Origin of the sequence: Paracoccus sediminis, from assembly GCF_900188295.1 — a bacterium.
Taxonomy (GTDB): domain Bacteria; phylum Pseudomonadota; class Alphaproteobacteria; order Rhodobacterales; family Rhodobacteraceae; genus Paracoccus; species Paracoccus sediminis.
On sequence record NZ_FZNM01000006.1, the window covers coordinates 114,592 to 128,207 of the forward strand.

Annotated in this window: 16 protein-coding genes; 12 read left to right on the top strand and 4 right to left on the bottom strand. The window is 63.6% G+C overall.

The features are described 5' to 3' along the window. The first annotated feature begins 63 nt into the window (after nucleotides 1–63). Nucleotides 64–405 carry a hypothetical protein gene (locus CHB77_RS10480; RefSeq protein WP_089388156.1) on the top strand — a complete coding sequence of 114 codons (342 nt, stop codon included), beginning with the start codon at nucleotides 64–66 and terminating at the stop codon, nucleotides 403–405. 159 nt (nucleotides 406–564) lie between these two features. Further along, nucleotides 565–1,452 (top strand): cation diffusion facilitator family transporter, encoded by an 888-nt coding sequence (locus CHB77_RS10485; RefSeq protein ID WP_089388157.1) that lies wholly within the window; start codon nucleotides 565–567, stop codon nucleotides 1,450–1,452. Here the strand turns inward: CHB77_RS10485 and xth are convergent. Further along, complete coding sequence (xth, locus tag CHB77_RS10490; protein WP_089388158.1) at nucleotides 1,449–2,237, bottom strand: exodeoxyribonuclease III; 789 nt, start codon at nucleotides 2,235–2,237, stop codon at nucleotides 1,449–1,451. The genes CHB77_RS10485 and xth overlap by 4 nt on opposite strands. 28 nt (nucleotides 2,238–2,265) lie before the next feature. Here xth and CHB77_RS10495 point away from each other — a divergent pair, with 28 nt between their 5' ends. Then, nucleotides 2,266–2,871 carry a hypothetical protein gene (locus tag CHB77_RS10495; protein WP_089388159.1) on the top strand — a complete coding sequence of 202 codons (606 nt, stop codon included), beginning with the start codon at nucleotides 2,266–2,268 and terminating at the stop codon, nucleotides 2,869–2,871. On the opposite strand, the gene CHB77_RS10500 is transcribed toward CHB77_RS10495, so the two are convergent. After that, on the bottom strand, nucleotides 2,868–3,191 hold the full coding sequence (locus CHB77_RS10500) for a HesB/IscA family protein (protein ID WP_089388160.1): 324 nt from the start codon (nucleotides 3,189–3,191) through the stop codon (nucleotides 2,868–2,870). The two genes, CHB77_RS10495 and CHB77_RS10500, sit on opposite strands and share 4 nt — an antisense overlap. Before the next feature lie 131 nt (nucleotides 3,192–3,322). On the opposite strand from CHB77_RS10500, the gene CHB77_RS10505 reads away from it, so the two are divergent. The 7 genes from CHB77_RS10505 to CHB77_RS10535 all read left to right on the top strand — a co-directional run bounded on the left by CHB77_RS10505 (nucleotide 3,323) and on the right by CHB77_RS10535 (nucleotide 8,675). Then, nucleotides 3,323–4,420 carry a deoxyguanosinetriphosphate triphosphohydrolase gene (locus tag CHB77_RS10505; protein WP_423212893.1) on the top strand — a complete coding sequence of 366 codons (1,098 nt, stop codon included), beginning with the start codon at nucleotides 3,323–3,325 and terminating at the stop codon, nucleotides 4,418–4,420. Nucleotides 4,421–4,497: 77 nt separating this feature from the next. Beyond that, nucleotides 4,498–4,920: an OsmC family protein gene (locus CHB77_RS10510; protein WP_089388243.1), complete on the top strand. Its 423-nt coding sequence runs from the start codon at nucleotides 4,498–4,500 to the stop codon at nucleotides 4,918–4,920. Then, on the top strand, nucleotides 4,917–5,762 hold the full coding sequence (locus CHB77_RS10515) for a transglutaminase-like domain-containing protein (protein ID WP_341273557.1): 846 nt from the start codon (nucleotides 4,917–4,919) through the stop codon (nucleotides 5,760–5,762). Before CHB77_RS10510 ends, CHB77_RS10515 begins: the two co-directional genes overlap by 4 nt. A gap of 51 nt (nucleotides 5,763–5,813) precedes the next feature. Beyond that, entirely contained in the window at nucleotides 5,814–6,707 is an 894-nt protein-coding gene (locus CHB77_RS10520) for a dihydrodipicolinate synthase family protein (RefSeq protein WP_089388162.1), read from the top strand. 76 nt (nucleotides 6,708–6,783) lie between these two features. Beyond that, nucleotides 6,784–8,178 carry a class II fumarate hydratase gene (fumC, locus tag CHB77_RS10525; RefSeq protein WP_089388163.1) on the top strand — a complete coding sequence of 465 codons (1,395 nt, stop codon included), beginning with the start codon at nucleotides 6,784–6,786 and terminating at the stop codon, nucleotides 8,176–8,178. Between the two features lie 79 nt (nucleotides 8,179–8,257). Beyond that, nucleotides 8,258–8,449 (top strand): DUF4169 family protein, encoded by a 192-nt coding sequence (locus CHB77_RS10530; RefSeq protein ID WP_089388164.1) that lies wholly within the window; start codon nucleotides 8,258–8,260, stop codon nucleotides 8,447–8,449. Beyond that, on the top strand, nucleotides 8,439–8,675 hold the full coding sequence (locus tag CHB77_RS10535) for a ribbon-helix-helix domain-containing protein (RefSeq protein ID WP_242626612.1): 237 nt from the start codon (nucleotides 8,439–8,441) through the stop codon (nucleotides 8,673–8,675). The genes CHB77_RS10530 and CHB77_RS10535 overlap by 11 nt, the downstream gene beginning before the upstream one ends. A gap of 71 nt (nucleotides 8,676–8,746) precedes the next feature. On the opposite strand, the gene pheT is transcribed toward CHB77_RS10535, so the two are convergent. Beyond that, nucleotides 8,747–11,134 carry a phenylalanine--tRNA ligase subunit beta gene (gene pheT, locus CHB77_RS10540; RefSeq protein WP_089388166.1) on the bottom strand — a complete coding sequence of 796 codons (2,388 nt, stop codon included), beginning with the start codon at nucleotides 11,132–11,134 and terminating at the stop codon, nucleotides 8,747–8,749. Between the two features lie 126 nt (nucleotides 11,135–11,260). On the opposite strand from pheT, the gene CHB77_RS10545 reads away from it, so the two are divergent. Next, nucleotides 11,261–12,589: a PPC domain-containing protein gene (locus tag CHB77_RS10545; protein WP_131023342.1), complete on the top strand. Its 1,329-nt coding sequence runs from the start codon at nucleotides 11,261–11,263 to the stop codon at nucleotides 12,587–12,589. Between the two features lie 75 nt (nucleotides 12,590–12,664). Further along, the gene (locus CHB77_RS10550) at nucleotides 12,665–12,982 is read left to right on the top strand and encodes a TM2 domain-containing protein (RefSeq protein WP_242626613.1); all 318 of its coding nucleotides are present in this window, start codon (nucleotides 12,665–12,667) and stop codon (nucleotides 12,980–12,982) included. A 56-nt stretch (nucleotides 12,983–13,038) separates the two neighbouring features. Here CHB77_RS10550 and infC read toward each other — a convergent pair whose 3' ends face one another. Then, nucleotides 13,039–13,527, bottom strand: coding sequence for a translation initiation factor IF-3 (gene infC, locus CHB77_RS10555; protein ID WP_242626614.1), 489 nt, complete (start codon nucleotides 13,525–13,527; stop codon nucleotides 13,039–13,041). Between the last annotated feature and the right edge of the window lie 89 nt (nucleotides 13,528–13,616).

Genomic DNA, 13,616 nt, shown 5'->3' on the forward strand with positions numbered 1-13,616 from the left:
GGTTGGCGAGGATATCACCGGGATCGCCAACTGGGCGCAGTCATCGATAGGAGGCGGATACTAATGAAATGGCACCATGTTCAGGAAAACTGGGCCGCTTTCTATGATGCCATTCTGGAAAAATGGCCTGATGTCGATGAAACCGACCTGGACGAGATCGACGGCGATCAGCGCGCCTTCGTTGCCCATCTGGCCGAGGTGACAGGCCAGGAGCAAGCCGAGATCCGCGAGGAGTTGCGGGAATGGTTGGCCGGGGAAATTCCCTCGGACGTGGTCATGGATCCTGCGCACGACAACCATTCCATCGCGCTGAGCAGCAAATACGTCGGCGAGGGTGAGGATGAGTATGCCGATGACGCGAGGTTCGGCGACGACGATGAATATCCCAACGACGGCGACGACTGAACGCGACGAAAGATGCGGTCCCGTCTGCTCCCTTGATCGTGGCGGGCGGAATCTGGCGCCCTGCACCCGATCGTCCTGCACCATCCTTTCCAGTTGCAACTGACTTGGCATTCTGTCACATGCCTCCGGTCGGAGGGCAGGATAGGAAAAACCGTTGCCATGAACCGCACAGTCAGGATCGCCGTCGGCAGCATCGTGATAGGAATCCTGGTGCTGGGGTTGAAGACGCTGGCCTGGTGGCTGACGGGATCGGTCGCGCTGCTGTCTGACGCGCTGGAAAGCACGGTCAACGTTGTCACCGCCGTTGCCGCCTTGATCGCCATCCGCATCGCGCAACGTCCTGCCGACCAGGACCACCCTTACGGCCACCACAAGGCGGAATTCCTGTCGGCCGTTCTGGAAGGCGTGATGATTATCATTGCGGCCCTGCTGATCCTCGAGGAAGCCTATAACGGCATCCGCAATCCGCGGATGCTGGACGCCCCGGTGGCCGGCTTGCTTATCAACACGGCAGCCGGGACGATCAACGCGGTCTGGTGCTGGATGCTTTTGCGTCAAGGACGCCTGTTGAAATCGCCCGCCCTGGTTGCCGACGGCTACCATCTTCTGTCCGATGTCGTCACCTCGGGCGGTGTGCTTGTCGGCGTCTCTCTGGCGATCGTCACCGGCTACGCGATCCTGGACCCGATCCTTGCGGCGGTGGTGGCTGTCAACATCCTGTGGTCGGGTTGGAAGGTGATGATAACGTCGCTTGGCGGGCTGATGGATCAGGCCGTGTCGGACGATCTTTTGCGCGACATCCGCGACACGATCTCGGGCCAGGCCGAGGGCGCCATCGAGGCGCATGACCTGCGCACCCGGCACGCGGGCAGCAGGACGTTCATCGATTTTCATCTGGTCGTTGCGGGCGATGTGTCAGTGGCGCAAGCCCATGCCATCTGCGACCGGATCGAGACGGCCTTGAAACGTCGGCTGGACGACGCGCAGATCACCATTCATGTCGAACCCGAACACAAGGCCAAGCATTCCGGCGTTCTGGTGATCTAGACGGCCAGCCGGACCCAGACGGGAACATGGTCGCTGGGTTTTTCACCCGCCCGCGCATCCTTGTCGATGCCGGTTTCGATCAGCAGATCGGCAGCCTGCGGGGACAGCAACAGGTGGTCGATGCGGATGCCGTCGTCCTTGGACCACGATCCGGCCTGATAATCCCAGAAGGTGAACGGTCCGCGCGCGGCCCAAGGGTCGCGGATGCGGACGGCATCGGTCCAGCCTTGGTTGACGATTTTGCGAAAGGCGGCGCGACTGTCTGGCAGGAACAGCGCGTCCTCGATCCAGGCTTGGGGCCGTGCGGCGTCCCGCGGTTCGGGAATGACGTTGAAGTCGCCGCACATCACCACCGGCATCTCTCCTGCCAGCAATTCGGCACCGCGCTGGCGCAGACGTTCCATCCAGGCCAGCTTGTAATCGTACTTCGGCCCCGGCGCCGGGTTGCCATTCGGCAGATACAGCCCGGCGATGCGGACGGCGGTATCGCCGCCCACCGCCGTCGCCTCGATATAGCGGGCCTGCTCGTCGGAATCATCGCCCGGCAGGCCGCGCGTCACGTCCTCCAACGGCAACCGCGACAGGATCGCCACGCCGTTGAACCCCTTTTGGCCATGGGTTTCGACGATCCAGCCCAGATCCTCGAAATGTGCGCGGGGAAAACCTTCGTCCACCGACTTGATTTCCTGCAACACGACCAGATCGGCGCCCGATCCCGCCAGCCAGTCCGTCAGCGCCTGCATCCGGGCCTTGACGCCGTTGATGTTAAATGTCGCGATCTTCATGGCGGCATCATTATCAGGCGCGCAAAGATTGGCAACCAAGGCCGTGCCCTGTTACGATCGCGTCATGCCCCGGTTCTTTGCCTTGCTGATGATGATTGCCCTCGCCCTGCCTGCCGGGGCGGACGAACGCCCGCGCGCAGGACTGATGTGGAACCGCAGCGGGCTACCCGCGACTCTGCCGCTGGTTGTCAAGACAATGCCGGGCCGGGATTACGTGGTCTTCGTGATCGATCCCGATACCGACCGGCGCGTCATGGCGGGTTATATCGTCGGAGGAGCCTTTTTCCGGCTGCTCGTTCCGCCCGGCACATGGAACATCCGATTTGCCCATGGCACCGATTGGCAGGACGAAGACGCCCCGTTCGGCCCGATGACGGAATGGACCGACATGGACCAGCCCATGACGTTCGAGGCGGGGGTGGCGCGCAAACACGGCTACATCATCCGCCTGATCGAAAGCGATGGCCGGATGACGGTCGCTTCGGCCGGGCCGCTGGACCTGTGCCAAGGGGTGGTTCTTACGACCCAAACCGTCGATCTGGACGACGATCGCGATGATCCCAATCGCCTGCCGACGCCCGGCCTGCGCATGCTGGACATCGATCTTGATACCCGCAGTCGCGTCTGCGGCTAAATGGAAAAGGACGTTCCGCAGCCGCAGCTTGAAGACGCGTTCGGATTGTCGATCACGAAGCGCGCGCCGATCAGCTCGTCGGCGAAATCGATGGTCGCGCCCGCCAGATAGGGCAGCGATACCGGATCGACCACCACTGTCTGGCCCGCGCCTTGCAGGACCAGGTCGTCGTCCTCGGCCCGGTCCAGGCGGATGTCGTATTGAAACCCCGAACAGCCGCCGCCCGAGACTGCCACCCGCAGGGGCCGCACCTCTGCCGCCGTGTTGATCTGCGCCAGGCGGGCAAAGGCGCGTTCGGTGACTTTGGGCGGCAGGTTCATGGGGCGTTCCCGTTTTCGAAGGCCAGACCAGAATATAGGGTTGCAGGCATCCGTTGCAAGGAAGCCATGCCGTGACCGCCCCCTATTCCTGCCATCCCGATGCCAGCCGAGGGCGATTGTATCCCGAACGGATGTCCACGTTTCGCAGCCCCTGGCAGCGCGACCGCGACCGGATCATTCATTCAAGCGCCTTTCGCCGCCTGAAACACAAGACCCAAGTTTTTGTGGAACACGATGGAAAGGCGTATCGCGGCGACTATTTCCGCACCCGCCTGACCCACACGATCGAGGTCGCGCAGGTCGCCCGGACCATCGCCGGCGCGCTTGGCCTGAACGCCGATCTGGCCGAAACCGTGGCCCTGGCGCACGACCTGGGCCATCCGCCTTTCGGCCATACCGGAGAGGATGCCTTGGCCGCCCTGATGCAGCCCTATGGCGGCTTCGACCACAATGCCCAGGCGCTGCGGATCGTGACGCGGCTGGAACGCCATTACGCCGATTTCGACGGACTGAACCTGACATGGGAAGCGTTGGAGGGCATCGCCAAGCATAACGGTCCCGTCGCAGACCCCCTGCCCTATGCCCTGGCCGAGGTGAATGCCGCCTGGGATCTGGAATTGCACACCAACGCCAGCGCCGAGGCGCAGGTCGCGGCGGTGGCCGACGACGTGGCCTATAATCACCACGACCTGCATGACGGTCTGCGCGCCGAACTGTTCACCGAGGACGAGCTGGCCGAACTGCCCGTCGTCGGCCCCGCCTTTGCCGAAGTGGACCGCCTGTATCCGGGCCTTGATCCCACCCGCCGCCGCTACGAGGCGCTGCGCCGCGTCTTTGGCGTCATGGTCGAGGACGTGATCGCCGTGGCCCAGAACCGGCTGGCCGGGCTGCGCCCCCAGTCGGCGCAGGACATCCGCGCCATGGACGGGCCGATCATCCGCTTTTCCAAGCCGCTTTACCAGAACATCAAGGCGATCAAGTCGTTCCTGTTCACGCGCATGTACCGCGCGCCGTCGGTCGTGGTCGAACGCAGCAACGTCACCGCGATGCTGAACGACCTGTTTCCGCTGTTCCTGCACGATCGCCGCCAGATGCCCGACCACTGGTGCCGGTTGGCACAAGGCGCCGGGGATGAAACGCATTGCGCGCGTGTCGTTCTTGATTATGTCGCAGGCATGACTGACCGCTTTGCCATCGCCGAACACCAGCGGCTGTTCCCGAAACGCTGATATTTGCTTTCGGTTTGAACCGGCGCTTGCGCCACGCGTTCAAACCGCAACAGCATGAACGCATGGAGGATCAGACAATGTTCACGCGCAGCGGATCGGCCAAATGGCAGGGCGGCCTGAAGGAAGGCAAAGGCACGGTTTCGACCCAATCGGGTGCCCTGAAGAACCTGGCCTATGGCTTCAACAACCGTTTCGGCGACGAACCGGGCACCAACCCCGAGGAACTGATCGGCGCCGCTCATGCCGCCTGCTTCAGCATGGCGCTGTCCAACATGTTGTCCGGGGCGGGCATCGGCAACATCGACATCCAGACCACCTCCAGCATCACGCTTGAAAAGGATGGCGACGGGTTCACCGTCACCAAGGCGCATCTCGTCACCGCCATCTCGGGCGACGGCGACAAGGCGCAGATCGAGGATCTGGCGCAAAAGGCCAAGGCCGGGTGTCCCATCTCGAAGCTGCTGAACGCCGAAATCACCATGAATGCAACGGTCGCATGATGCGGATCAGGATCGGGTTCGAGATCGAAATCCAGACGCCGCAGGATACGCCGCTGATAAGCCTGACCACGCCAGAGGCCGCGCGGCATCGCGATTACGTCTTTCCCGAAGATTTCAGGACGATGCCGTCCGTCCCGGTCCAGAGCTATGTCGATCGTTTCGGCAACATCTGCCGGCGCATGGTTGCGCCGGCAGGGACATTCACCTTGTTCAACGACATCACCGTCACCGACGGCGGAATGCAGGACCAAGCGGATTTCCAGGCCGCGGAATGGCCTGTCGAGGCGCTGCCGAGCGAGGTGCTGGGCTATCTGACCGCCTCGCGCTATGTCGAAACCGATCTTGTCAGCGACGAAGCATGGGGCCTGTTCGGCCATATCGCGCCAGGCTGGAACCGCGTCCAGTACATCGTCGATCATGTGAACGGAAAGCTGGCCTTCAACTATGCCCTTGCGTCCCAGTTCCGTACCGCCCACAGCGCTCGCAACGACGGCACCGGCGTCTGCCGCGACTTTGCGCATCTGACCCTGGCCTATCTGCGGGCGCTGAACATTCCGGCGCGTTACGTCAACGGCTATGTGGGCGACATCGGCGTGCCCCCTGCCGCCGCCGCGATGGATTTCGCGGCCTGGATCGAGGTTTATCTGGGCGGCAAGTGGTGGACCTTCGATCCGCGGAACAACCAGCGGCGCATCGGCCGCGTCGTCGTGGCAAGGGGAATGGATGCCGCCGATGTTCCCCTGATCCACAGTTTCGGCCCCCATACGCTGACCGGCTTCCGCGTCTGGTGCTATCCGGTCGATGAGATGGGGAACGAACTGGACGGAATGTTGTTCGCCTGAGGCTTGTCATCGTTTCTGCCGCATGGCCACCTGCCACGGCAGGAGAATCAGATGACCCCCTTTCTTGGACTGTCCGCCTTTCCGATCACCCCGTCCGATCCTGATGGTCGCGTCGTCCAGAACGACTTTGCCCGCATTCTCCGCCATGCTGTCAAAGCCGGGGTGGATTCGATCTGCGTTCTGGGCAGCACGGGCGGATATGCCTATCTGGACCCGGACCAAAGACGACGCGCCGCCGATGATGCCGTGGCGGAAATCGCCGGGCGGGTGCCGGTGATGGTCGGGGTGGGCGCGCTGCGCACCGATGTTTCGAAAGACTTGGCACGGCACGCGACCGCCGCCGGGGCCGATGCGCTGCTGGTCGCCCCCATGTCCTATACGCCCCTGACCGACGATGAGGTGTTCGCGCATTACGCCGCGATTGCCGGGGCAAGCGACCTGCCGATCTGCATCTACAACAACCCGACCACGACGCATTTCAGCTTTGGCCCCGACCTGCTGATGCGCCTTGCGACGATTCCGTCCATCCGCGCGGTCAAGATGCCGCTTCCTGCCCAAGACGATTTCGCGGCTGAAATTGCCCGTTTGCGCGACAGTCTGCCCAAGGGTTTTTCCATCGGCTACAGCGGCGATTGGGGGTGCGGTGCGGCCATGCTGTCGGACGCCGATGCATTCTACAGCGCGGCTGCCGGAGCCTGGCCCGCGCCGATGCTGCGCCTTGTCCGGTCCGCACAGGCGGGCAACACGTCCGAGACCGCGCGAATGGACGCTGCGTTCCAGCCTCTGTGGGCGTTGTTTCGCCGGTTCGGCAGTTTCCGGGTGGTGTATCGGGCCGCAAACCTTTTGCGCTTGTCGGACGCCCAACCCCCGCGCCCGATCCTGCCGCTGCCATCCGATCAGGATGACGTTCTTTGCAAGGCCATGGCCGCCTTGGATGCGCTCTGACCCGCATACCGCCGCATACGAATTGCCTATCCAGCCATCGCCCGCTAGAACCGCGCCAAACCGCGAGGGAGCCATCATGACCAAGACCCGCCTTGAGACCGACAGCTTTGGTCCGCTGGATGTCGACGCCAGCAAATACTGGGGCGCGCAGACGCAGCGGTCGATCCGGAACTTTCCCATCGGCTGGGAACGCCAGCCGGTTGCCATCGTCCGCGCGCTGGGCGCGATCAAGCTGGCGGCGGCACGGGTAAACCAGGCGAACGGCGATCTGGATCCGGCCATCGGCCGCGCCATAGAGGAGGCCGCGACCGAGGTGTTCGAAGGCAGGCTTGACGACCACTTCCCCCTGGTCGTCTGGCAGACGGGTTCCGGCACGCAATCGAACATGAACGCGAACGAGGTCATATCGAACCGCGCGATCGAGATCCTGGGCGGCGAGATGGGGTCGAAAAAGCCGGTTCATCCGAACGATCACGTGAACATGGGGCAGTCGTCGAACGATACCTTTCCGACCGCCATGCACGTCGCCATCGGCATGGTCGCGCGCGATACTTTGATCCCCGGCCTGGAAAAGCTGCATGGGGCTTTGGACACCAAGGCGCGGGAATTCAAGGACATCATCAAGATCGGCCGCACCCACACCCAGGACGCGACGCCCCTGACGCTGGGCCAGGAATTCGGCGGCTATGCCCATCAGGTCGCCAAGGGGATCGAGCGGGTCAAGCTGGCCCTGACCGACATCTATGAACTGGCTCAGGGCGGCACCGCCGTCGGCACCGGACTGAACACGAAAAAGGGTTGGGACACGGCCATCGCGGCCGAGATTGCCGCCATTACCGGCCTGCCCTTCGTCACCGCCCCGAACAAGTTCGAGGCCCTGGCCGCCCATGACGCGATGGTCTTCTTTTCCGGCGCGCTGAAGACGGTGGCGGCGTCGCTGTTCAAGATCGCCAACGACATGCGCCTGCTGGGATCCGGCCCGCGGTCGGGCCTGGGCGAATTGATCCTGCCCGAAAACGAACCGGGATCGTCGATCATGCCGGGCAAGGTCAACCCCACACAGGCCGAGGCGCTGACCATGGTCTGCGCGCAGGTGATGGGCAACGATGCCGCCATCGGCTTTGCCGGATCGCAGGGGCATTTCGAACTGAACGTCTATAATCCGATGATGTCCTATAATGTGCTGCAATCCATGCAGCTTCTGGGCGATGCGGCGGGGTCATTCACGGACAACATGGTCGCGGGCACCCAGGCGAACGTCGCGCGGATCGACAAGCTGATGAAGGAATCGCTGATGCTGGTGACGGCGCTGGCGCCGAGCATCGGTTACGACAACGCCACGAAGGTCGCCAAGACCGCCCACAAGAACGGCACCACCCTGCGCGAGGAAGCCATCGCCCTGGGTTTCGTGGACGGCGAAACCTTTGATCGTGTGGTGCGCCCCGAAGACATGATAAGCCCCAAGGGCTGATGACGAGGGGAAACCGGGGCTTGACCGGATTGGGCCGGGGCGCGGTATGATGGCCGCGTCCCTTTTCCGGTGAACCTGCATGTCAAAGATCATCAACCTGCGTCTGGCCCGAAAGCAGCGCGACCGCGACGGCAGACGCGCGGAAGGCCATGCGAATGCGGCAAAATCCGGCGAGGCCAAGCCTGTCCGGGACATCCGCAAGGCCGAAACCGCCCGCGCCGCCAAGGTGCTTGACGCGCATCGGCGCGATGACGGACCGGATGGCGATTGACCTGCCGCTCATGACCCCGCCCCTGAAACGATCCGTGACGATCGACGGGCACCGCACGTCCGTGTCGCTGGAGGAGGCGTTCTGGCGCGGCGTGGCCGATGCGGCCAAATCCCGCGGCCTGACGCGGGCGCAACTGATCGGACAGATCGACCACGCCCGTCCGCCCGAGGTGGGACTGGCCACCGCGTTGCGGTTGTTCGTGATTGCGGAACTGGCTCCGCGATAAGTGCGTCCCGCGATGGCCGGGGGCTGTCGGCCCCCGGACCCCCGAGGATACTTGAACCAAGACAAAAGCGCTCAGGTCCGCAGGATTCCGCCGGTCGCCTTTTGCACCTTGTCGATGATCTTCTGACAGACGGCCTCGATGTCCGCATCCGTCAGGGTCTTGTCGCGCGGTTGCAGGCGCGTGGTAATGGCGATGGATTTCCCGCCGCCTTCCAGACCGGTGAACTGATCGAAGACCGTTACGCTGTCGATCAGCGCCTTGTCTGCGCCGGCGGCGGCGTTGACAAGGGTCAGCGCCTCGACCTGGGGGGCGACCACGAAGGCGAAGTCGCGTTCGACGGCTTGGAACTCTGACGTTGCAAGGGCCGGGCGGGTCGCCGACCGCACCTTGGGGAAAGGAACATTCGCGATCCTGACCGTAAAGGCCACCGCCGGGCCCCTTACATCCAGGGCGCGCAGGATCCTGGGGTGCAGTTCACCGAACGTCGCCAGGATGTTCGGGCCAAGCGCGATGTTGCCCGCGCGTCCGGGATGCCACCACGGATCCAGCTTGCGGTTGATCTGCGCCTTGGCAGGCGCGTTGATGGCCGCTAGAACGGCCTCGGCATCCGCCTTGGCATCGAACAGGTCCACCTTGCGGCGGCTGCCAAAGGGGTCGCGCGGCGCCGTCTGGCCGACCAGAAGACCCGAGATCTGGGTGGCTTGTTCGCCCGGTTCTCCTCCGCCGAAAACCGGGCCGATCTCGAACAGCGCCAGATCGGCAAAGCCGCGCGCCTGGTTTCGGGCGGCAGCCGCCAGAAGCCCAGGCAGAAGATCCGGCCGCAGATGCGTCATCTCGCTGCTGATGGGGTTTTCGACGCGGACAGCATCACCCGTGGCGCCGAACAGGTCTGCCGAAGTGCTGTCGATAAAGCTGTAGGTGACACATTCGTTGTATCCCAGGGCCGCCGCCTGGCGCCGCGCCGTCCTTTCCCGCACCTGCAAGGGCGTCAGGACAGGCTCGGGCACGCCAGGGCGCGCACGCGGCAGGGGACGTCCCTGCAGCTTGGTCAGGCTGGCGATGCGGGCGATTTCTTCGACCAGATCGGCCTCGCCCAGCACATCGGGGCGCCAAGACGGAACATGCGCCATGTCGCCATCCATGCGAAAGCCAAGCGCGATCAGCGTGGCGCGCTGAATGTCCGCCGGTATGTCCAGGCCGACGAGGCTTGCGGTTCGCGCGGCGTCCAGCCGATAGGAACGGGCGGTATCGGGCACGACCCCTGCCGCGACCACATGGGACGCCTCGCCGCCGCACAGGTCCAGAATCAGGCGCGTCGCCAGCTCGAGGCCGGGCCGGGTAAAGGCCGGATCGACGCCTCGTTCAAAGCGATAACGGGCGTCGCTGTTGATTTTCAGCCCGCGCCCGGCGGTCGCGATGGCGATCGGATCCCAGTAGGCGCTTTCCAGAAAGACATCGGTGGTGTCGGCGGAACAACCCGACTGTTCGCCCCCCATGATGCCGGCGATGCTTTCCGGTCCACGGTCGTCGGCGATCACCATGGTTCCTTGGGGAAGATCGTAAGACTTGCCGTCAAGGGCCATGATCGTTTCGTCAGCCTTGGCGGGCCGCACGGCCAGATCGCCGGAAACCTTGGCCATGTCAAACACATGCAGCGGACGGTTCATGTCATAGGTCAGGAAGTTGGTGATATCCACCAACGCGTTGATCGGGCGCAGGCCGATGGCGTGCAGGCGCTTTTGCAACCATGCGGGCGACGGGCCGTTCCTGACGCCCCGGATCACGCGGCCTGCGAAATACGGGGCCTTGTCGGCAATGGCCGGGTCGATGGACACGGCGATGGGGCTGGCAAAGCCACCCTCCACCACGATGTCGGCGACAGGGACCAGCACCCCGAGACCACGCGCCGCCAGATCGCGCGCGACGCCATGGACGCCCAAGGCATCGGGGCGATTGGGCGTGATCTTGATGTGAATCATGGGGTCCACCTTTTCGGGCGCGTTCTCGGCCAGCCAGTCCACGAACCGCTGACCCACCTGTCCCGACGGCAATTCGATGATGCCGTCATGTTCGTCGGACAGTTCCAGCTCGCGCTCCGACGCCATCATGCCGTGGCTTTCGATGCCGCGTATCTTGCCCACGCCCAAGGTCAGGTCGATGCCGGGCACATAGTCGCCGGGCTTGGCCAGCACCACGGTGATCCCCTCTCGCGCGTTGGGGGCGCCACAGACGATCTGCTTTTCGCCGTCATCGGTCAGGACGCGGCAAACGCGCAGGCGGTCGGCATCGGGATGCTGTTCGGCATGAAGAACGCGGGCCAGGGTGAATGTCCCCAGTCGCGCCGCCGGATCGCGAACCTCCTCGACCTCCAGCCCAAGGTCGGTCAGCGCCTCGGTGATCTCGGCCAGCGTGGCGGTCGTGTCGAGATGCTCTTTGAGCCAGGAGAGTGTGAATTTCATGACGTCGCTTTCCGGTTTGCGCGCCCGAGGGCGTCCAATCTGCGTTGAACCGATCCGGCGCCCGATGGTCAAGCGTCAAGCCGGGATTTCCCATCCCTTGCCGCACGATTTCGGAACAGGCGGTGATTGATCCGTACCCGAGCCGGTGCGACACTGGATCCGTCACGGCCCTGTCCGGTATCAGGAGAGTTCATCGTGTTGTCACATCGTCTTGCCGTCGTCGCCGTCCTGACCATTCTGTCCTGGTCAAACGGGCCTGTCCTTGCGCAGGACACCTTGTCCGAAACGGAAACCTGCGGCACGGCCCAGGTGCAATGGCTTGCCCCCGATAAGGACGGTCAGGACATTTCCGCCTCGCAGACGGCCTTGTCGGCCGAGGTTCAGGTCATCGCGGGACAGCCGGCAGTTCTGGCCTTTCGCACGACCGCCCAGACCCAGGGCCTGCGCGTCGAAGCCTTGTCGGCCCAGGGCGATCCGGCCATTTTGCTGCTGACCGAAGATGGCGATACCATCGCGGAAAACGACGACACGCCCGCGTCGCTGAATTCCAGCCTGGAAGCGGCGGTCGGGCCGGGTGTCTATTGCGTGGCTCTCCGATCGGTGGACAATGCCGCAATGACGGCGACGGTGCAGGTATCGCGTTCTGAACAGGTCGCACTTTTGACCGACAGCGGCAGCGGCAGCGGCAGCATTGCCGCCTGCACAGCCGATACGCCAGCGACCGCGCTGGCCGAAGGGGCCATCGACGAACGTCTGGCCCAAGGGCCGATCAGCAGGACGTGGGACGGAACCCAGACGGGCTATTACACATTCACCCTGTCCCGACCCACGCCCGTCACGGTCAAGGCGTCCAGTCCGACGCTGGATTCCTATCTGAAACTGTTCGATGCCGACGGCGGACTGATCTCGGAAAACGACGATGCCGAGGGATTGGACGCGCGCCTTGATTTCGTCGTGCCCCTGGAACCGGGCCAGTACTGCATCGGCGCGGCGGCCCTTTCGGCGGAATCCGGGGCGCTGAGCGTCAGCATCGAAACGCTGGATCCTGAACGCTTCCTGCGCGAAGCCTATGCCAAGGGCGAACTCGGCCCTCCTGACGACGGCAGCTATCCTGTCCAGACGGTCGACCTGGCAAGGCAAGGTCAGTTGGTGATCCTGCACGAAGGCAGGACGCAATGGCTGGGCTTTGACCTGGATCAGCCGACGGTGGTCATCATCGGCGCCTCGGCCCTGCCGGGCGGGGCCGATCCGAAACTGGTGCTGTTCACGACCACCGGGGCCTTTCAGGGGGAAAACGACGATGTGGACGGCGGAATCAATGCCCGTCTGGGACCGATCCTGCTGCAACCGGGCCGCTATCAACTGGGCGTGGTCGATGTCGGGCGCAACGATGGCACCCGCGGACCGATCCGTCCCGTCAGCATGGTCTTCGAACGGTTCCTGCGGGCCGACTGATCCTTGCGCCGAGGCAAGCGGTTCCTATCTATCATCCGAAAGGGCGGACAGTCTGCCCATCTGACGGAGGAGCTTGTGGCCGATACCATCCAGCAACAGTTGCTGATCGAACAGCGCGTCGCCAACGAATCGAAATCCCAACTGGTCGCCTATCTTCTGGCGATCCTGCTGTGGGGTTTCGGGGTGCATCGGATGTATCTTGGGCGCTGGGCCAGCGGAATCGTCATGCTGCTTTTTTGGGGAATCGGTTGGCTGACCGCGCCGATCCTGATCGGGTGGGTTCCCATTGCCTTCGTATGCCTTTGGGCATTCGCCGACCTGTTCCTGATCCCCGGCATGATCCAGGGCGATCAGGCCGTGATTCGGCAACGACTGATGGCAGGCCGCCTGTAATGCGAAACGCCGCGCGGCGGTTGCCGCGCGGCCGCGATCGTGTCCTGCCGCGCCGCTTATCTGGGCGCGATCATCATGACCATCTGGCGGCCTTCCAGCTTGGGCATGGACTCGATCTTGCCGGCCTCGCCCACGTCGTCGCGCACGCGGTTCAGCAGGTCAAGTCCCAGATCCTGATGGGCCATTTCCCGTCCGCGGAACCGCAACGTGACCTTCACCTTGTCGCCTTCGCCCAGGAATTTCATGACCGAACGCATCTTGACGTCGTAATCGTGGATATCGGTTCCGGGACGGAACTTGATTTCCTTGATCTCGATGATCTTCTGCTTCTTCCGGGCCTCGGCCTCGCGCTTTTGCTGTTCGTATTTGAACTTGCCAAGGTCCATGACCTTGCACACCGGCGGGGTCGCATTAGGAGAGATTTCGACCAGATCCAGCCCGGCGTCCTGGGCCATCTGCATCCCGACCGAGGGGGGCACGACGCCGACATTCTCGCCATCGGCGCCAATCAGGCGAATTTCGGATACACGGATACGTTCATTCACACGCGGTCCAGTGTCACGGGTGGGCGGTGCGTTGTGCGGTCTGCGGGCTATGGCGATGCTCCTTGGATGGCCAAATCGGAATGGACGGA